This window comes from uncultured Flavobacterium sp., assembly GCF_963925185.1.
GTDB lineage: Bacteria > Bacteroidota > Bacteroidia > Flavobacteriales > Flavobacteriaceae > Flavobacterium.
On record NZ_CAWURC010000051.1, the window covers coordinates 1 to 18,632 of the forward strand.

At 34.3% G+C, this 18,632-nt stretch carries 15 protein-coding genes, 1 tRNA gene and 2 pseudogenes; 15 read left to right on the forward strand and 3 right to left on the reverse strand.

Annotated elements, in window-relative coordinates; all coding sequences use genetic code 11:
- The 8 genes and pseudogenes from AABM59_RS10085 to AABM59_RS10120 all read left to right on the forward strand — a co-directional run.
- Positions 1-279: pseudogene (locus tag AABM59_RS10085) on the forward strand (sigma-54-dependent Fis family transcriptional regulator); the annotation flags it as partial.
- A 26-nt stretch (positions 280-305) separates the two neighbouring features.
- The gene (locus AABM59_RS10090; protein WP_338408840.1) at positions 306-4,178 is read left to right on the forward strand and encodes a PAS domain S-box protein; all 3,873 of its coding nucleotides are present in this window, start codon (positions 306-308) and stop codon (positions 4,176-4,178) included.
- A gap of 653 nt (positions 4,179-4,831) precedes the next feature.
- Positions 4,832-5,284, forward strand: coding sequence for a response regulator (locus AABM59_RS10095; RefSeq protein ID WP_338408841.1), 453 nt, complete (start codon positions 4,832-4,834; stop codon positions 5,282-5,284).
- A 5-nt stretch (positions 5,285-5,289) separates the two neighbouring features.
- Complete coding sequence (locus AABM59_RS10100; protein WP_338408842.1) at positions 5,290-5,775, forward strand: T9SS type A sorting domain-containing protein; 486 nt, start codon at positions 5,290-5,292, stop codon at positions 5,773-5,775.
- A gap of 5 nt (positions 5,776-5,780) precedes the next feature.
- Positions 5,781-6,698 carry a hypothetical protein gene (locus AABM59_RS10105; protein ID WP_338408843.1) on the forward strand — a complete coding sequence of 306 codons (918 nt, stop codon included), beginning with the start codon at positions 5,781-5,783 and terminating at the stop codon, positions 6,696-6,698.
- A gap of 201 nt (positions 6,699-6,899) precedes the next feature.
- A complete protein-coding gene (locus AABM59_RS10110; RefSeq protein WP_338408844.1) occupies positions 6,900-7,379 on the forward strand; it encodes a hypothetical protein in 480 nt (159 codons plus the stop codon).
- A gap of 360 nt (positions 7,380-7,739) precedes the next feature.
- Positions 7,740-8,924 (forward strand): ice-binding family protein, encoded by a 1,185-nt coding sequence (locus AABM59_RS10115; RefSeq protein WP_338408845.1) that lies wholly within the window; start codon positions 7,740-7,742, stop codon positions 8,922-8,924.
- Positions 8,925-9,362: 438 nt separating this feature from the next.
- The gene (locus AABM59_RS10120; protein ID WP_338408846.1) at positions 9,363-10,799 is read left to right on the forward strand and encodes an ADP-ribosylglycohydrolase family protein; all 1,437 of its coding nucleotides are present in this window, start codon (positions 9,363-9,365) and stop codon (positions 10,797-10,799) included.
- 176 nt (positions 10,800-10,975) lie between these two features.
- On the opposite strand, the gene AABM59_RS10125 is transcribed toward AABM59_RS10120, so the two are convergent.
- Entirely contained in the window at positions 10,976-11,743 is a 768-nt protein-coding gene (locus AABM59_RS10125) for a hypothetical protein (RefSeq protein WP_338408847.1), read from the reverse strand.
- 157 nt (positions 11,744-11,900) lie between these two features.
- Between AABM59_RS10125 and pepE the strand changes: the two genes are divergently transcribed.
- Positions 11,901-12,608, forward strand: coding sequence for a dipeptidase PepE (gene pepE / locus AABM59_RS10130; RefSeq protein ID WP_338408848.1), 708 nt, complete (start codon positions 11,901-11,903; stop codon positions 12,606-12,608).
- Positions 12,609-12,640: 32 nt separating this feature from the next.
- Here the strand turns inward: pepE and AABM59_RS10135 are convergent.
- Together AABM59_RS10135 and AABM59_RS10140 are read right to left on the reverse strand one after the other, a co-directional pair.
- Positions 12,641-12,713: transfer RNA gene (locus AABM59_RS10135), tRNA-Gly, on the reverse strand.
- A gap of 135 nt (positions 12,714-12,848) precedes the next feature.
- Positions 12,849-13,010: pseudogene (locus AABM59_RS10140) on the reverse strand (IS1595 family transposase); the annotation flags it as partial.
- On the opposite strand from AABM59_RS10140, the gene AABM59_RS10145 reads away from it, so the two are divergent.
- The 6 genes from AABM59_RS10145 to apaG all read left to right on the forward strand — a co-directional run bounded on the left by AABM59_RS10145 (position 13,010) and on the right by apaG (position 18,571).
- Positions 13,010-13,447: a DUF5916 domain-containing protein gene (locus tag AABM59_RS10145; RefSeq protein ID WP_338408849.1), complete on the forward strand. Its 438-nt coding sequence runs from the start codon at positions 13,010-13,012 to the stop codon at positions 13,445-13,447. The pseudogene AABM59_RS10140 and the gene AABM59_RS10145 overlap by 1 nt on opposite strands.
- A gap of 141 nt (positions 13,448-13,588) precedes the next feature.
- The gene (gpmI, locus tag AABM59_RS10150) at positions 13,589-15,106 is read left to right on the forward strand and encodes a 2,3-bisphosphoglycerate-independent phosphoglycerate mutase (RefSeq protein ID WP_338408850.1); all 1,518 of its coding nucleotides are present in this window, start codon (positions 13,589-13,591) and stop codon (positions 15,104-15,106) included.
- Between the two features lie 78 nt (positions 15,107-15,184).
- Positions 15,185-16,003 carry a type I methionyl aminopeptidase gene (gene map, locus AABM59_RS10155; RefSeq protein ID WP_338408851.1) on the forward strand — a complete coding sequence of 273 codons (819 nt, stop codon included), beginning with the start codon at positions 15,185-15,187 and terminating at the stop codon, positions 16,001-16,003.
- Positions 16,003-16,773, forward strand: a complete 771-nt coding sequence (locus AABM59_RS10160; RefSeq protein WP_338408852.1) for a methyltransferase domain-containing protein — start codon at positions 16,003-16,005, stop codon at positions 16,771-16,773. The genes map and AABM59_RS10160 overlap by 1 nt, the downstream gene beginning before the upstream one ends.
- A gap of 82 nt (positions 16,774-16,855) precedes the next feature.
- Entirely contained in the window at positions 16,856-18,109 is a 1,254-nt protein-coding gene (locus tag AABM59_RS10165; RefSeq protein WP_338408853.1) for a DUF5103 domain-containing protein, read from the forward strand.
- A 75-nt stretch (positions 18,110-18,184) separates the two neighbouring features.
- Positions 18,185-18,571 carry a Co2+/Mg2+ efflux protein ApaG gene (gene apaG / locus AABM59_RS10170; RefSeq protein WP_338408854.1) on the forward strand — a complete coding sequence of 129 codons (387 nt, stop codon included), beginning with the start codon at positions 18,185-18,187 and terminating at the stop codon, positions 18,569-18,571.
- The last annotated feature ends 61 nt before the right edge of the window (positions 18,572-18,632 follow it).

Here is an 18,632-nt window from a genome sequence, read left to right on the forward strand (position 1 = left end):
CCCTTTCCGGGTAATATTCGAGAATTAAAATCGGTGATAGATTTAGCTTGTGTTATGAGCGATGGTAAAGAAATTTTGCCAGATAATCTTACCTTTAATAGTATAAATACCACTGATATTTTCTTGTCAGAAGAAAAAACTTTAAAAGAATATACGGCCGAAATTATCGCTCATTATTTAAAAAAGAACAATAATGATGTGTTAAAAACAGCAAAAAAGCTAGCTATTGGAAAATCAACCATTTATAATTTGATTCAATCTTCTGAAAACGCTAAATAAACGTATCAATTCAAATTCTTTTAAACATGATGAATAAAAATCTCCCGATACCAAAAAATGAAGTAGCTCGTTTAGATGCATTGGCTCAATACAATATTCTTGATACTTTGCCAGAAGAAGAATTTGATCGTATCACAAAATTAGCGTCAATAATATGCGAAGTTCCCATTGCATTAATTACTTTAATTAATAAGGACAGGCAGTGGTTTAAATCTAAAATTGGTTTGGATACAACCGAAATGCCTAGAGATATTTCCTTTTGCCAATATACAATTAATGGTGAATCCCTTTTGGAAATTGAAGATGCAACAAAGGATGAACGTTTTTTAAGCAATCCTTTAGTAACAGCCCAACCCAATATCCGATTCTATGCCGGTTTTCCATTAATTGACCCCGATGGCTATGCGCTTGGTTCTCTTTGTGTAATTGATAGAGAAGCTCGAAAATTAACTGCTAACCAAAAGCTGTCCTTGACACTTTTAGCCAATGAAGTAGTTTCGCAAATTGTATCCAGAAAAAAAAATGCTGAAAAGAAGAAATTAAAAAAATTGTTTGAACTTTCAATTGATATGAAATGCATTATAGGTAGTAATGGATATTTCAAAAAACTTAACCCTTCATTTTCACTAACTTTAGGTTGGACAATTGAAGAATTGCTTGCAAAACCGTTTTATGATTTCATTCATCCTGATGATGTTATTAGTTCTATAAATGAAATTAAAAAAATTGCAACAGGAGAAAAAACGATAGGCTTCGAAAATCGCTTGATATCAAAAAAAGGCGATTATGTGCCAATGAGCTGGAATGCTAATAATGATAAAATAACAGAAGAAATTTACGCAGTTGCCCGTGATATAACCGAACGAAAAAAAGCAGAAGAAGCACTAACAGAATACAAACAATTTTTTTACAACACAGCTAACTTTTCCTGTATTGCAAATGTGGAGGGTTATTTTGAAGTCATTAATTCAAATTTTGAAAAGTCATTAGGTTATAGCGAAAGCGAATTGCTCGAAAGTCAATTTCTGAGTTTCGTACATCCTGATGATATTGATTTAACCCTAAAAGAAATCGAGAAACTGCAAAAAGGTGCTAAAACTATAAATTTTGCGAACAGGTATCGTAAAAAAGATGGAAATTATTTGTGGTTTGATTGGAACACAACTCCCAATGCTGTCACCGGAAAACTTTACGCAGTTGCCCGTGACATAACCGAGCAAAAAAAGATTAAAAAATCATTAGAAGAGTCTTTCTCGAATATGGAAGCAGTCTTAGAATCGACTGCTGATGGTATTTTAGTAGTTAATAACTTTGGCAATATAGTTCGCTTCAATAAAAAATTTCTAGAACTATGGAAAATACCTAAACATTCTATGGCTTCATGGGATTGTAACAAAGCACTTGACACTATTTTAGATCAATTGATATACCCACAAAAAGTACTTGCCAAAGTAAAAAAATTATATGCGAATCCAAAATTGATAAGTTTTGATATTATTGAATTAAAAGATGGCCGTGTATTTGAAAGGTATTCGCACCCAACCATAGTGAATGGAGTTAATACTGGTCGTGTCTGGAGTTATCGAAATGTTACCGAACGAATAAACACAGAGAAAACAAAACAACAGTTGTTTGCTTTAATTGAAACTAGTCAAGATTTTATTGCTTTTGGAGATATGCAAGGAAACCCAACATTTATGAACAAAGCTGCAAGAGAACATCTAGGCATTGATGATAAAAAATTGCTTTCCAGCTTAAAGATCTCTGAATTTATGGATCCTAAAGAACTTAAAATTATAAAACAAAGTTTTTTAAAGGCAAATGTTAGAATGGAAAAAGACGGAAAATGGGAAGGTGAAGCGCACCTATTAAATATTAAAACTAAGAAGAAGATCCCAGTACAAATGTCTGCTTTCTTAATCAGAGATAGTATTACCGGAAAAGCGATTGGTTTGGGTAATGTAAGTAGAGATATTACAGAACGACAAAAAGAAGAACTTCTTCGCAAAGTTTTACAAGAGAAATACCAAAATATCATCAACAATATGAATCTTGGTTTACTTGAAGTTGATAATAATGAGATTATTCAATATGCCAATCAAAGTTTTGTGGATATTTCAGGGTATGAAATAAGCGAACTTTTAGGGAAAACCCCAAATGAAGTATTTATTTTTGGGGAAAACTTGGCCATTATTAATTCTAAAATCCAACTTGGACAACAAGGCAAATCAGATTCTTATGAAATCCAGGTTAAAAACAAAAGAGGAGAACTAAGATGGTGGGCAATTAGTGGAGCATCTAATTATGATGATAATGATAATTTATTGGGTTCTATTGGAATTTATTTAGATATAACTGATCAGAAACTGTTGGATATTAATCTTGAAGCTGAAAAAAAGAAAGCCCAGGAAGCCTCAAAAGCCAAGGAATCTTTTTTAGCCAATATGAGTCATGAAATAAGAACGCCGTTGAATGCTATTATTGGGTTTTTAAGGGAGTTGGAAAAACAAGAACTTTCTGGTCTTCAAAAAAAATATATAGATAACAGTTCAATCGCCTCTACGCATTTACTAGATATTCTTAATACTATTTTGGATCTTTCAAAAATAGAAGCTGGCGAAATGTCACTAGAATCCGAAGACTTTCTTATTGAAGAACCCGTAAACAATGTTCTTAAAGTGCTTAATTTAAAAGCCGAACAAAAAGAAATTAGGCTTACTTCTATAATTTCAGATAAGGTAAATAAAGTATTCAAGGGAGATTCTTTGCGCTTGGAACAAATACTTTTTAACCTTATAGGAAATGCATTAAAATTCACTCCAAAAGGTAAAATTAAGGTTAACTGCGAGCTGCTGTCTGATGGTAAGACTTCTCAAATAATACTTATTTCTGTAGCTGATACAGGAATAGGAATGGAACAAAAATATGCGGAATCAATTTTTGAAAAATTTTCACAGGAAGATAAAAGCATCACCCGAAAACATGGCGGAACCGGTTTGGGAATGGCAATTACCAAAGAATTAGTTCATTTGATGGGTGGGAAAATTGAAGTTGAAAGTGAAAAAAATAAAGGAACCACTATTTTTGTTAAGATTAATCTTATAAAAGGAAATATAGAAAGTGTGAAAAAATCACCTTCTGAAATTAATTTTAACCTTGATGGTTTGTCTATTTTATTGGTTGAGGATAATGAAATGAATAGAATGGTTGTTCAAAACTCATTGCAATATTTTAATTGCAATATAACGGAGGCTGTAAATGGTTTTGAGGCAGTAAAAATTTTAAAAACCCAGAACTTCGACCTCATTCTTATGGATATTCAAATGCCAGGAATGGATGGTATTGAAGCTACAAAAGTTATTAGAGAAGAATTAAAACTCTCTACTCCCATAATTGCACTTACGGCGAATGCCTTTAAAACAGAAATTGAAAAATGCAAGCAAGTCGGTATGAACGATTATGTGACAAAACCTTTTGATGAAATAGTTTTACTTCATACTATTGTAAAAAATACCATAAATAAAAATGGTGTTCCATCTTTAGATAATGAGATGAACCCAAATCAGCCCCTTTATAATTTGAACGTTCTTCGTGATTTGAGTAGAGGCAATGATGAATTTGTGCTTAAAATGGTCGGTGTCTTTGTGGAACAAACAATAGCAACTATTGAAAAAATAGATGCAGCGTTGGAATCAAATAATTTTCTGGAAATTAGCCGATTAATACATAAAATTAGACCCAGCACCGATAATATGGGTGTTCTGTCTATTCAGAGTGAAATGAAAACTTTAGAAAAAATAGCAAAAGAAACACAAAATAAAGGGCAAATTACAGCTATTTATACGGTAGTAAAAAAAACATTACAACTTGTAATTTTCCAACTTCAGAAAAATGAATAACCCCGCAAATGAGTTATGAGTTATGAGTTATGAGTTATGAGTTATGAGTTATGAGTTTGAGGAAGATTTTAGATTTTAGATTCTCGAATGACCGCATCACCGCATCAACGAATTAACAAATCAACGCATCAACGCATCAACGCATCAACGATTAAACGATTAAACGATTAAACGCATCACCGCATCACTAATTTTTTTTAAATCCGTTTAATCTGTGTTAATCTGTGGCAAAAAAACTCACACCTGTCTGTCTTTGCGAGGGGATTCGAGGCACTCGGCAAAGCAATTCAAAGGCAAATTAATTATGAGTTATGAGTTATGAGTTTGAGGAAGATTTGAGATTTTAGATTCTCGAATAACCGAATCAACGCATCAACGAATAACCGAATAAACCCATTTTATCCACTGATTCACTAATTTTTTTTTAAATCCGTTTAATCTGTGGCAATCTGTGGCAAAAAAACCTCACACCTGTCTTTCTTTGTAGTGGGTTGCGAGGCACGTGGCAAAGCAACGCCAGCACAATTATTGGAATACTTTCCAAAAAATGGAAAAAAATAAACCATAGTATTTTACTAAAACACTTACAATCAGCTACTTAAAATTTTGGCTTGCTTTTGGCATACGTGTTATTAAAATAATTAGATACTAACGTGCAAAGTCAAAACCCATTCAAAATTTTTATAGTAGACGACGATGCTTTTTGTGTAAATATGCACGAACAATATTTGTTAAACCTAAACTACAACACTATTTCATGTTTCAGTAATGGGAATGATTGCCTGAATAATCTAAATCAAAATCCAGACGTTATTTTCTTGGATTACAATATGGATGGAATAACAGGATTGGAAGTTTTAAAAAAAATAAAACGCTACGATCCTAGCATTTATGTGATAATGGTTTCGGGTCAGAAAAATATTAAAATAGCTGTTGATGCACTTGAGTATGGCGCCTTTGACTATATAATTAAAGACAATTTAGTGTACGATAAAATGACACTTATTATGAATAAAATTAGTTTGATGAAAGAAGCGATGAAAAAATCGACCTCAACTTTTATTGAAATCTCTAAAAATGAATTATTAGACCCTTCATTAGAATAAGTAATATGAACACCGAAAAAATAAAAATAGTTGTATTATTCTTGTTAGGCTTTGGGCTACTAACAGCACAGGCACAAGAAGCAGTAATCGCTGCAGGCGGTGATGCTTCGGGTAGCGGAGGAACCGTTGCTTATTCGGTAGGGCAAATTGTTTATACCACCAACACAGGGACCACAGGTTCGGTAGCACAAGGTGTGCAGCAACCCTACGAAATTTCTGTTGTATTGGGTATCGATAATCATTCTATTAATTTGGAATTAACCGCTTACCCAAACCCAACTACTAATTATTTAACGCTTAATGTAGGTAACGCTGAACTTTCAACTTTGAATTTTCAACTTTTCGACATTAGCGGAAAATTAATTGAAAGCCGAAAAATAATAAGCAGCACCGAAACAATTGGTATGGAAAATTTACCAAGTGCCATTTATTTTTTGAAAGTAGCCAACAATAACAAAGAAGTAAAAACATTTAAAATTATTAAAAACTAAAAACTATGAAGAAGATATATTCCATCATAGCAGGGCTTTTATTAACGGTAAGCGTATTTGCACAAGCCCCACAAAAAATGAGTTACCAAGCTGTAATTCGCAACAGCAGTAATGCATTACTAACATCAACACCTGTTGGAATGAAAATTAGCATATTGCAGAGTTCATCAACTGGTACAGCTGTATATGTAGAAACCCAAACACCAAGCACCAACGCCAATGGTTTAGTAAGTTTAGAAATTGGAACAGGTACAATTGTAACAGGTACATTTTCGGGTATCAACTGGGCAACTGGCCCTTATTTTATAAAAACAGAAACCGACCCAACAGGCGGAACCGCTTACACCATTGCTGGTACAAACGAATTAATGAGTGTGCCCTATGCTTTGTTTAGTGCAAGCGGAACGGCTGGTGCAACTGGTCGTGCCGGTCCAAATATAATTACTGTAGCCACGACAACAACCCTAACGGGGTTATTAACAGGAAATGGTGCAAATGTTTCGGCTGTTCCAGCAACTACAGCAAGTATTGCTGCTTCTGCAGACAAAAACTATGTTACCAATGCTCAACAAACTGTCCTTGAAAATACAAGCAATACAAACACAGGTGACCAAACAACCATAACCGGAAATGCCGGAACAGCCACAGCGCTTGCTACTGCAAGAACAATCAACGGTGTGCCGTTTGACGGAACAGCAAATATTACAATAACCGGAGCAGCAGGTGGAATGCAATATTTTGAAAAAGAGTTAGTTTCTGACGGGGAAAATAGTATAGCTATAACATTTTCTTTGAGTGCTTTTTCTAAAATTCATTATAATGGAGCTTTACTAAGACAAAATCAATGGTCAGGTGTTGGTCTTACTACTTTAACATTAATTCTAGACACAAGGCAAAACGATCAATTAACAGTTACAAATTAAATATTAACTTAAAATCTTGCAGTGGTATAGACAAACTGGGTAAAACAAATGAAAAACCAATAAATAAAATCAATAAATTAAACAAATAAACCAAATGTCAGGGTTGGTTTATTTGTAATGAAAAACAACCTTGACACAAAATAAATAAACATAAACAAACAATTAAAATCTTGCAGTGGTATAGATAAACTGAGTAAAATTATGAAAAAATACATACTAACAATCGCATTATTTGTAATTTCCTATTTAGGATTTTCACAAACTACACCAACAGCCCAAATGAGAATTGCAGATCGAGTAACTGCTTTTGGACAAAATGTGCCTGCTGGAACGCAAATTTATGTTGTGTCTGATCGTACTTTATGGCAAGCAAAAATCGGAATTGGTTCTGCTTTAACAATTGACAGTGCATTAGCCGCATTACCAGGCACAGATTATTTGGTAAAAATGAACAGTAATGTCAGTTACTTTGTTCAATCATTTGAAGCACTCGATCCACCAGGAACGTACACACTTACATATACCCCATTAACAGATACAATTGGGATAACTGTTATGATGAATGGAGCGGCATTGAGACCAACATTAGATTATACTAGTTCTGGGGTTACTGTAACTATTCTTTCTGCTCAATCACAATATGATAAATTTGTAGTATCTTATACTTATACTGACAATTAATATTGCTATGTTTCTGTAGGATGATTTTCTTTATCCTGCAGAAGCATAGATTGAGTTTTTAAAGTTTTATTATAAAGGAATACAAATTTTAGATTCCTCCCTTTGTTCGGAATAACAATCTTGGTTTATATAGGGAGAGCTGGCGTTCCAATTTCATCGTAACGCCAGCTCTCCCTTATTTGCTTTCAAAAGCCTTGTCATTCCGAAGTGAGGAATCTTTTTTTTATTTGCTTTTGATTGTGTTCTAATAAATGATAAATTAAAATGAAAAAGTTAATTATTTTATTCCTGTTTTTACCTTCCCTGATTTTTTCGCAGGCACCGGAGGCACCGCAGGCGCTGGTTGCACCTTCAATATTAATGAAGATAGCTGACGCAACAACTATCTTTGGTGCTAATTTAGGCGTTGGTACACAAATTTATGATATAGCTAATGATAAATTGTATGCGGTAAAAACAAAAATAATCTACACTGAAACAATTACCACTGCCGCAGCATCTTTGAGCTTGATTAACACCGCTGGTTATAGTTCTGTTAATGCTTCTTCAATTATTTCAACTACTTCAACTACAGATGTAGTAATTACAGACATGACTAAAACTCTAGTAGAGGCTGGTACGTATTCTATTCATTTTAATGGGCAATTAAACATCCCCGCAGCTAATTATACAACTGGTTTTAGCACTGCTACTGCGGCTGCAGATTTGGATTTAATTTATAACGATATTATGGCAATACCTGTAACCGGTACCCATGCACTTACTTTTGGAAGTGGGGAAACGCTTTTTCCTGGAGTTTATAATGTAGCGGGCGCGGCATCAATTGCCGGCACTCTTACTCTAAATGGTAATAATGAAATAAACCCTATATTTATAGTTAGAGCCAATGCAGGAGCATTTAATACAGGGGCTGGTACTAATGTAATTTTAACAAACGGAGCAACCGCAAAAAATGTTTTTTGGATTGCTGATGGAGCAGTTGGTCTCGGTGCTAGTACAAATATCTCAGGAACCTTATTTTCTCATGGAGCTGCTGTTGCAGGGGCTAATACCACAGTAAACGGACGATTATTAACTACATTGGGAGCAATTTCTTTCGGAGAAGGTACACTTACGTTGCCAACAGGCAATAGCATTATAAATTTTAGGAGCTTGTCTAATTTTGTAATATTTACCAGTTCAGGTGGAATTGCGAATACTGGTGCTTCAGTATATAATGGAGATATTGGAACAGGTGGAGGTGCCATCACAGGCTTTACTGCAACTGCAACTGTAAATGGAACTATCTTTCAATCAGGATCGACTACGCTTGTTACCCCCATTAATCATATGGCTACTTTTAGCCTTTATAAAAATGGCGTCTTAATTCCTAATTCTAGCAGAACAAGAGTAGAATTACCATCGGACATTTCATTACTAGCCCTTTCTACAATTGAAGTGGGTGACACAATAGATGTGAGATGGAAAATTGATGAACAACCTTCTGATGGTATCGAAATAAGTGTTCTTAATAGAATTTTAACATTGATTAGAGTAGGAAACTAACCAAACGGTACTCGTTTAAAATATAAAAGAAAATTCAGCATGAAAAAATTTCACGCAACATAAAATTTTAGGTACTAACGGGCCTATAATTTATTCCGTTATGAGCAAGTAATAAGATTAAATATTTTAACATAACTAATTGATAATCATATATATATATTAAATATTCATAAAAAAAATAAATTTTAGATGCAATTATTCCAAATACTATTTTAGATTTACATTACGAATTAATTTTTTTACAAAACCAACGGGTTTTGTTTTGTGAAAAATCAAAAAAATCAATTTTTAGAACCCACCTATACTTTAAATCACATATATTCACTCCATGAGTAACAAAAGACAGTCCGTTTGGCGGTTTTTATCCCGACTCTTCAGAAGAACTGCAGTTAGCAGGCATTGTGCTTAATAACTACATAACATTAAATTTTTAAGAAAATGAACACTTTTGCATTGCAGTCTAAAAACATACTTATGTCGCATATTAAAACATATTTGTTATTCAGAGCATACATAATTATGATGGTTTTATTAGTAGCTTGTAGCCATAACCTTTATGCTCAATCTAAAACCAAAAGCGATTTTGATACAAATATCATATACAAAGAATACAAGCATAAAAAAAGCGATAGAGTTATTTCCCGAACAGAATACTTAAATAAAATGTATGGATTTTGGCTTGGACAGTGCATTGCAAACTGGACTGGGCTTGTAACCGAAATGGATAAAATTGGCTCAATTGGTGAATTAAAAACTGGCGCTTTTTACACTCGTGAAGATTGGGGGAAACCAGATCTTCCAAGTATTTGGGGTCAAGGAGTACCGAGTAACTTATCTTCAACTATCGATTTTGTTTTTGTAAAACCAGATAGTATCTGGGGGTCAGATGATGATACAGACATAGAATACATTTATCAAGAACTTTTATATCAAAATAAGCAAATTATACTAAGTGGTGAGCAAATACGAGACGGCTGGTTATCCCATATTAAAAAAGAAGAAGAAAATTATTTGTGGGTATCAAACCAAAAAGCTTTCGATTTAATGAATGAAGGGATGGTTCCTCCCGCAACAGGAGATCCTAAAAATAATCCTGAATTTGAAATGATTGACGCACAACTTACCACTGAAATCTTCGGATTGTTTGCGCCCACAAGACCTGATATTGCCTTAGAAATGGCGAAACTTCCTATACAAACAACCGCAAGATTCAATGCTCAATGGATTTCTGAATTTTATGTTACAATGTATTCCCTCGCTTCAGCTACAAACAAAACAAAATCAAATAAAGACGACATTATTTGGATGGCAAACGAAGCAAGAAAAGGCCTGCCCAGTGATTCCTATTCTGCGAAAATGTATGACTTTGTAAAGAGTAGATATTTGGCTAATATACCATGGGAACAAACCCGAGATGAGGTATATCAAAGGTATCAAGTAGAGCAAGCCGACGGTTATGATATGACTTCCAAAAACAGGTATTGTAATGGCTGTTTTGCTGCAGGAATTAATTTTGCTTCAAGTTTGATAAGCCTATTCTATGGAGAAGGGAATATAGTTCAAACTATAAAAATTGCGGCACTTGCTGGATGGGATTCAGATAATCCTGCGGCAACTTGGGGTGGATTGTTAGGTTTTATAATTGGAAAAGATGGTGTTGAAAAAGCTTTTAATAGAAAATTTTCAGATAAATTTAATATTCACAGAACGAGAATCGGGTTTCCCAATAATGGCATTGACAATTTTAATGATATGGCAAAAAAAGGCGTTTTTATAGTTGACCGGGTGGTGCAAGAGAAACTGGGTGGTGGCGTTGATTTGAAAAAAAATATATGGTATATCCCAATTCAACCAAAAGAAGTAACAAACCGCTAATCGAGTAGACGGCTTCGCCTGCTGGGTAGCAAAGTCACTCGCTCTATGAAGAGTTAGTCGGTTTACGCTGGGCAAATGTCTCCGACTTTGACCCCATAACGATAAGCCACTAACACACAAAAAAACGAAATTTCGGGGCTTTTTAATAATTACACCCAACGGGTAAAGTTAGTAAGTTATTCATTCTCACAAGCAATTATTTCATTATATTCAATTGCTAATGCTACCATAAAAAAAGCAGTTCTTGTTTTGTTGCTAGATTTTAAAACAGCTCTAAAATTTTCGTTTTCAATACAATAATATTGAAATCCTTTGATATAATTCGCGGGGATTTTTAGTGTCTTTATATAATAATCATTCTCGAAAAGTAGGTCGGTTTTTTCTAATAAATGTTCTTTCTTTTCTACTTCGAGTTCTTTTTTGAGCATCGACGTTCGACCAGAAATAGCATTTAATATTGGGTCAATCGGCAAGGAACCCCCCAAAATTCCTAATAATTGAATGGGTTTAAAATCTCCAGCTGTTTTTAATTTTCGTTCCGCAGGCGTGTAATGTTTTATTCCTTTTGGAGAAATCCCCAATGAAACTGCATTAATTTCAGGATGGCCGTTGACAATCACTTCCTTGAGTTCAGTGACTTTGGATGTCATTTTTATAATTAAAACTTCTGATTTTAAATCATTTTCTTCTATGATCCTGCGATGATACTCTAAATTTAATGAGGAGAAAACCAATAAATCTTCTGCTTTTGTCAAAATATAAAAATCTCCATTAAAATCACTTGCCGTACTCTTTTCATTTATTAAATTTATTATGGTAACTCCCTCAACGTTTCCTGATTCTACAATTATTTTTCCGTGAATCAATTTTTCGCTAACAGTTTGACCAAAAGTAAATTGGGACACTAAAATAAACATAAAAATTCTAAATGGACACAATAGCATATTAATTAATTATTGTTGCGGGGTAAAAGTATCTTAATGTATTCGAAAATGATTTATAACGTCATGGTAAAAGTATGTTAATTAAAGAATAGAAAAACAAAATTTTAAGATGGCTGATTTCATACCTTTAACCAAAACTTTTTTATCAAAAAATAAAATGAAAAATATAATCTTAGCCAGCACTTCTACCCTTCACGGAGGGGATTATTTAGAATACCTTTTGCCTGAATTAAGTATCCACTTTCAGCATTGCAAAACGATACTTTTTATTCCGTTTGCAAGACCAGGCGGCGTTTCTCACGAAGAATACACAATAAAAGTGGGGTTGGCTTTTGCCAAAATAAATAAAAATATAAAAGGAATTCACGAATTTGAAGATATGGCAGCGGCTCTAAAAAACGCTGAGGGAATATTTGTTGGTGGCGGAAATACTTTTTTATTGGTTTCGCAATTGTATAAAAATAATATCCTAACGGTTCTTGCAAAAGCCGTGAAAACTGGGATTCCCTATTTAGGAACCAGTGCCGGAAGCAACATTTGCGGACTAACGATGCAAACCACGAACGACATGCCTATTATTTATCCTCCAAGTTTCCAAACCATGGGATTAGTTCCTTTTAATTTGAATCCTCATTTTCTTGATGACAATTCTCAATTAAAGCATATGGGAGAAACTCGTGAGATGAGAATAAACGAATTTCATGCGTTTAGCAAATCTCCTGTTTTGGGCCTAAGAGAAGGAAGCTGGCTTGAGGTAAAAGACAACGAAATAACTTTGAAAGGTAGTTTAACGGCTCGACTTTTTAGACCCAATCAAAATCCAATAGAAATTGAAACTAAGTCAAACTTAAATTTTATAAAATAAAAAAACCCCAAACTTTTGTTTGAGGTTTTTAGAGCGAAAGACGAGGCTCGAACTCGCGACAACCAGCTTGGAAGGCTGGAGCTCTACCAACTGAGCTACTTTCGCATTACAACGGTGCAAATATAATTAATAACTTATCTTCTTTGCAAGTTTTTTTTATAATTTTTATAATAAAACACCATTTTTTTATAACCGTTTTAAAACTAAATTGTTATAAATTAATTATATAGGTGTGGCGCTTTAATCGCACTTGTCAGTTACTGATTTTACTGGAATTGTTTTGTAATTAACCATCTTTCTTTTTAACACATCGAATATTGTGTCCATATTTGACCTTCTGTTGTATCTAAAATGATATTCATTCAAATAATACTGCATATGTTCTTTGCTACAATGATGATGTGTTTGGGTTTGCTTGCGCAGATATTATTTTTAACGAACACAATCGCGAAATTTTACAATATGATTTAACTGGGAAATATTCCTTGACTAACAAAACGACAATAAATTTAACGGCACGATATTACTGGTTCTATTCACAAAATCATGAATTTTTTACATTGGAAAATGACGGCCACTTAACCCAAAATACAACTTATAATTTAAATAAAAATAGAAATTTCAATTCTTGGAATTTTGATTTATCTTATTCTTGGTGGTTCGCACCAGGGAGCGAGTTTACTGTTTTGTGTCGAAATTATGCATTGGAAAGCACAAACGTTGTCGAAAAAAACTTTTCGACAAACTTAAAAAATGTATTTGGCACCAACCTTACAAATATTTTTTCGGTAAGTCTTCGCTATTTTATAGATTACAATTCCTTAAAAAGCAAAAAGTAAAATGCGTTAATTATAGAAAAAGGGCTCCTCTATAATAAAATCATTGTTTTTCAGAAGGGTTCCTTAAAAAATGCATAATAGTGGTTTAGGTCAAAGCCAACATTTTTGGAAAAGACTTATCTTTACAAAAATTTAATTCCAATGAACAAAAAAGTAATACTTATGATTCTCGACGGTTGGGGAAAATCTCCTGACCCGAAAGTTTCGGCAATCGACAATGCCAATATCCCTTTCATCGATAGCTTATATAAAAAATACCCAAGCGCACAGCTTCGAACCGATGGCTTAAACGTAGGTTTACCTGAAGGTCAAATGGGAAATTCCGAAGTGGGACACATGAATCTTGGAGCCGGAAGGATTATTTATCAAGATTTGGCAAAAATAAATCTTGCGGTCGAAAACAAAACTTTAAACTCGGAACCCGTTCTTGTTGAAGCATTCCAATATGCCAAAGACAAAAATGTAAATATTCATCTTCTTGGATTGGTTTCCGATGGTGGCGTGCATTCACATACTTCGCATTTACGAGGTTTGATTGATGCAACCCAGGATTTTGGTTTGCAAAAAGTCTTCGTTCACGGCTTTACAGATGGTCGCGATGTAGATCCTAAATCAGGGGAAAAATACATTCAGGATTTAGAAAAGTACATTCAAAATACTTCGGTAAAACTAGCTTCGGTTATAGGAAGATATTATGCAATGGATCGTGATAAGCGTTGGGAACGCGTCAAATTAGCATACGATTTATTGGTAAACGGAGCAGGAACACATTCTAAAAATGCAGTGAAAAGCATCGAAGAAAGCTACATAAACAACGTAACCGACGAATTTATTAAACCAATTATTGTGGTAGATGAAAATGACCAACCATTGGCAACAATAAAAGAAAATGACGTCGTAATCTTCTTCAATTTCCGAACTGACAGGGGACGTGAATTGACAGAAGCGCTTTCTCAAAAAGATTTTCACGAGCAAAATATGCACAAACTCAATTTGTATTATGTTACCTTGACTAATTATGACGAAACTTACAATAACGTAAAAGTGGTTTATAACAAGGACAACGTTACAGAAACTCTTGGCGAAGTATTAGAAAAAAATAATAAAAAACAAATCAGAATTGCCGAAACAGAAAAATATCCACATGTAACTTTCTTCTTTTCGGGTGGACGGGAATTGCCTTTTATTGGCGAAAGCCGAATCCTAAAAAACTCTCCAAAAGTTGCTACTTACGACTTACAACCAGAAATGAGTGCTTTTGAATTGGCGGATGCTTTAGTTCCAGAATTAGAAAAAGGCGAGGTCGATTTTGTTTGTCTTAATTTCGCTAATGGTGATATGGTGGGACATACTGGTGTTATGAGTGCTGCAATAAAAGCGTGTGAGGCAGTTGATAAATGTGTCGAAAAAGTAATTACTGCGGCTTTGGCCAATAATTACACCACTTTAATAATAGCAGATCACGGCAATTGCGAAACGATGATAAATCCTGATGGAAGCCCAAACACAGCACATACCACAAATCCTGTTCCTATTATTTTGGTAGATAAAGAATCAAAAAAAATTCACGATGGCGTTTTGGGCGATTTAGCACCAACCATTTTAGAACTGATGGGAATAGAAAAACCCGATGTAATGACTAGGCATTCTCTTCTATAATTTCAAAAAAAGCTTCTCGGTCTTGAGAAGCTTTTTTTTATAAATAAAGTTGTATTTTTGCTACTTATTTTACAAAAAATGATTATCCAAAAAACAAGAGAAGAAATAGAATTGATGCGCGAAAGTGCCTTAATCGTTTCGAAAACTTTAGGAATGATTGCTTCCGAAATCAAGGAAGGGGTCACCACTTTACACTTAGACAAATTAGCCGAAGAATTTATTCGTGATCACGGAGCCGTTCCAAGTTTTCTTGGTTTATATGGTTTTCCAAATTCGCTTTGTATGAGTCCTAATGCTCAGGTAGTTCACGGTATTCCTAACAGCATTCCATTAAAAAATGGCGATGTGATTTCGGTAGATTGTGGCGCTTTTAAAAACGGATATCACGGTGATCACGCTTATTCTTTCGAAATTGGAGAAGTAGCTCCTGAAACCAGAAAATTATTACAGGTAACAAAAGATTCTTTATACGTAGGAATTCGCGAATTTAAAGCCGGAAACCGAGTGGAAGATGTTGGAAATGCCATCCAAAAACACACTGAAAATCACGGTTATGGAGTTGTTCGAGAATTAGTAGGCCATGGATTGGGGCAAAAAATGCATGAAGATCCCGAAATGCCCAACTACGGAAAACGCGGTCGTGGAAAACTTTTTGTAGAAAGAATGGTAGTCGCCATTGAACCTATGATTAATATGGGAACTAAAAACATCAAGCAACTCAAAGACGGCTGGACAATCCTTACTGCCGATGGAAAACCAAGTGCTCATTTTGAGCACGACGTGGCTTTAATAGACGGAAAACCAGAGTTGCTTTCTACTTTTGCTTATGTATATCAAGCATTAGGAATTGTGAGTAATGAAGAAGATGAGTTTAGAAAAATTCCTTTTAAAATCTAATGAAAAAACTTTTCAAACTTATCCTCAATACCATTCCTCGTCCAATATTAATTAGACTGAGTTATGCCGCGCGGCCCGTACTTGCGCTTGCATTAAAAGGGAGTAAATTCACCGACCCAATTGACGGAAAAAGTTTCCGAATGTTCTTGCCTTATGGCTACGGAAAACAAAGAAATAATGCGCTTTCGCCAAGCACGCTTTCGCTCGAAAGACACCGTTTGCTTTGGTTATATTTAAAAAATGAAACCGATTTTTTTACGTCGGAAGTAAAAAAGAAAGTGCTTCATTTTGCACCGGAACAGGCCTTTTATAAATTATTTCGTAACCAGGAAAATATTCATTACACTACAACCGATTTGTTTTCGCCACTAGCCGATGTGAAAGCTGACATTTGTGATTTGCCTTTTGAAGATAATTCCTATGACATCATTTTTTGTAACCACGTTCTCGAACACATTCCTGATGATACCAAAGCCATGCAGGAATTATTCCGTGTTTTGAAACCTGGTGGAATGGCTATTCTCCAAATTCCGCAAGAATTAGCAAGAGCAACCACTTTTACTGACGATTCTATTACGAACCAAAAGGAAAGAGCGGCCATCTTTGGCCAATACGATCACGTTCGTATTTATGGTCGAGATTATTTTGACAAGTTAAGAAGCATTGGATTTACAGTAGTTGAAGAAGATTACACCTATAAAATAGCTCCAGAATTGGTGGAGAAATATTGTTTGGCAAAAGGCGAAATCATTCCTGTTTGTTTTAAATAAACAATTCTAAAATCAAATTATATTTTGGTATAATTAAACAAAGCATAATTCGTTATATTTACAAAATAACAATTACAATATTATGCTTAGAGTTTTCTTTCGAAAAACATTTTTGATTTTCATCATCACTACTGTCACCGCTCAAACGGAAAAAGAAGTTATTCCTCCATACAACATCAAAACAGTGACCTTTGTTCAGAATGGTCAGAATGTAATTCCGATATTTCAATTGGGTAATGGCTTCCAGTTGCAATTTGATGATTTGTACGGAAATGAAGCCAACTATTATTATGAAATCATTCATTGTGACTACAATTGGAATCCATCAGAAATTCCCAAAAGCGACTATTTACAAGGCTTTGACGGCCAAAGGATTCAGGAATACACTAATTCCTTTAATACCTTGCAAATCTATTCTCATTACCAATTGTCTTTTCCTAATTCTAACACGCAATTGCGTATTAGTGGCAATTATATCCTGAAAATTTTAGACGAAAATAAAGAGGTCGCTTTTTCTAGAAAATTTATTCTTTATGAAGATAGCGTCTCCATTCCAATCCAAATTAAACGCGCTAGAACAGTCCCTAATTTAGAATTTAAACACAATCTAGAATTTGCCATTAAATCTAATACGATCAATTTTCAAAATCCGCTGAAAAACGTAAAGGTGATGCTGCTTCAAAACGGACAATTCAAAACGGCAATCAAAAACATTGTTCCACAATATACTATCGGAAATGATTTGATTTATAAATATGACACACAAACCCAATTTTGGGCAGGAAACGAACTTTTGTTTTTTGACAATAAGGACATCAAATCTGCCAATAATAATGTGGCGCAAGTAGATTCAAATAATGACATTTACAATTCCCGTCTTTATACAGATAGAGCCCGGACAAATTTTCCTTATTCCGTTACGCAAGACATTAATGGGAATTTTGTTGTACGCAATTTAAACGCAAACAATAATGAAGTCGAAGCCGATTATTCCTGGGTTTATTTTAGCCTTTCGGCACCCGCTTATACTTCAAATAAAGAAATTTATATTGCAGGAATGTTCAACAATTATAGTTTGATACCCGAATACAAAATGGATTACAATCCTAACAAAGCCATTTATGAAAAAGCTGTTATGATAAAACAGGGGTTTACAAATTATCAATACATCGTGGCGGACAAAAAAGGAATTGTTGATTACGAAAATGCCATTGACGGAAATTTTTATCAAACCGAAAATGATTATTCCATCATTGTATATTATCGAGAAAGCAAAGATCGTTATGATCGTGTTATTGGGAAAGGAAATGCAAATTCGTTAAATATCATCAACTAAAAAAAATCAAAACGGTGAAACCAACCAAAATTTTTGTAATTTTGCCATTATTAAACTCATCTTTAGTACATTGATATGGTTTCACAGATAACAAGAGGTATAAAAATATCCGTTTTAACTAGTTTTGAAGGCACCTACTTCAAAAACTACAAGATTCATTTTGCCTTTAGCTACGAAATCACAATCGAAAACCACAGCAAGGATTCCGTTCAGTTAATTTCACGCCATTGGGAAATTTTTGATTCCCTAAACGCCATCGATTTTGTTGACGGCGAAGGAGTAATTGGCAAAAAACCAGTTTTAAAACCCGGCGAACTGCACACTTATAACTCCGGCTGCTTATTGTCGTCTCCTTATGGCGCTATGAAAGGCTACTTTAATATGATTAATTTTACTACCACAAAAAGATTTAAAGTTATCGTGCCAACATTTCGATTGTGCGCCCCTTTTGCTTTGAATTAATATTCAGAAGACAATCTGTGTTTCAGACAGCTCTCGGAACCGGACAAAATCAATAAAAAAA

Excerpts from the sequence above, each read along its gene's own strand:
- AABM59_RS10125 (WP_338408847.1), bottom strand. The coding sequence starts at position 11,743 with ATGCTATTGTGTCCATTTAGAATTTTTATGTTTATTTTAGTGTCCCAA.
- pepE (WP_338408848.1), top strand. The coding sequence starts at position 11,901 with ATGAAAAATATAATCTTAGCCAGCACTTCTACCCTTCACGGAGGGGAT.
- map (WP_338408851.1), top strand. The coding sequence starts at position 15,185 with ATGATTATCCAAAAAACAAGAGAAGAAATAGAATTGATGCGCGAAAGT.
- AABM59_RS10160 (WP_338408852.1), top strand. The coding sequence starts at position 16,003 with ATGAAAAAACTTTTCAAACTTATCCTCAATACCATTCCTCGTCCAATA.
- AABM59_RS10090 (WP_338408840.1), top strand. The coding sequence starts at position 306 with ATGATGAATAAAAATCTCCCGATACCAAAAAATGAAGTAGCTCGTTTA.
- AABM59_RS10115 (WP_338408845.1), top strand. The coding sequence starts at position 7,740 with ATGAAGATAGCTGACGCAACAACTATCTTTGGTGCTAATTTAGGCGTT.
- AABM59_RS10100 (WP_338408842.1), top strand. The coding sequence starts at position 5,290 with ATGAACACCGAAAAAATAAAAATAGTTGTATTATTCTTGTTAGGCTTT.
- AABM59_RS10120 (WP_338408846.1), top strand. The coding sequence starts at position 9,363 with ATGAACACTTTTGCATTGCAGTCTAAAAACATACTTATGTCGCATATT.
- AABM59_RS10110 (WP_338408844.1), top strand. The coding sequence starts at position 6,900 with ATGAAAAAATACATACTAACAATCGCATTATTTGTAATTTCCTATTTA.
- gpmI (WP_338408850.1), top strand. The coding sequence starts at position 13,589 with ATGAACAAAAAAGTAATACTTATGATTCTCGACGGTTGGGGAAAATCT.
- apaG (WP_338408854.1), top strand. The coding sequence starts at position 18,185 with ATGGTTTCACAGATAACAAGAGGTATAAAAATATCCGTTTTAACTAGT.
- AABM59_RS10165 (WP_338408853.1), top strand. The coding sequence starts at position 16,856 with ATGCTTAGAGTTTTCTTTCGAAAAACATTTTTGATTTTCATCATCACT.
- AABM59_RS10105 (WP_338408843.1), top strand. The coding sequence starts at position 5,781 with ATGAAGAAGATATATTCCATCATAGCAGGGCTTTTATTAACGGTAAGC.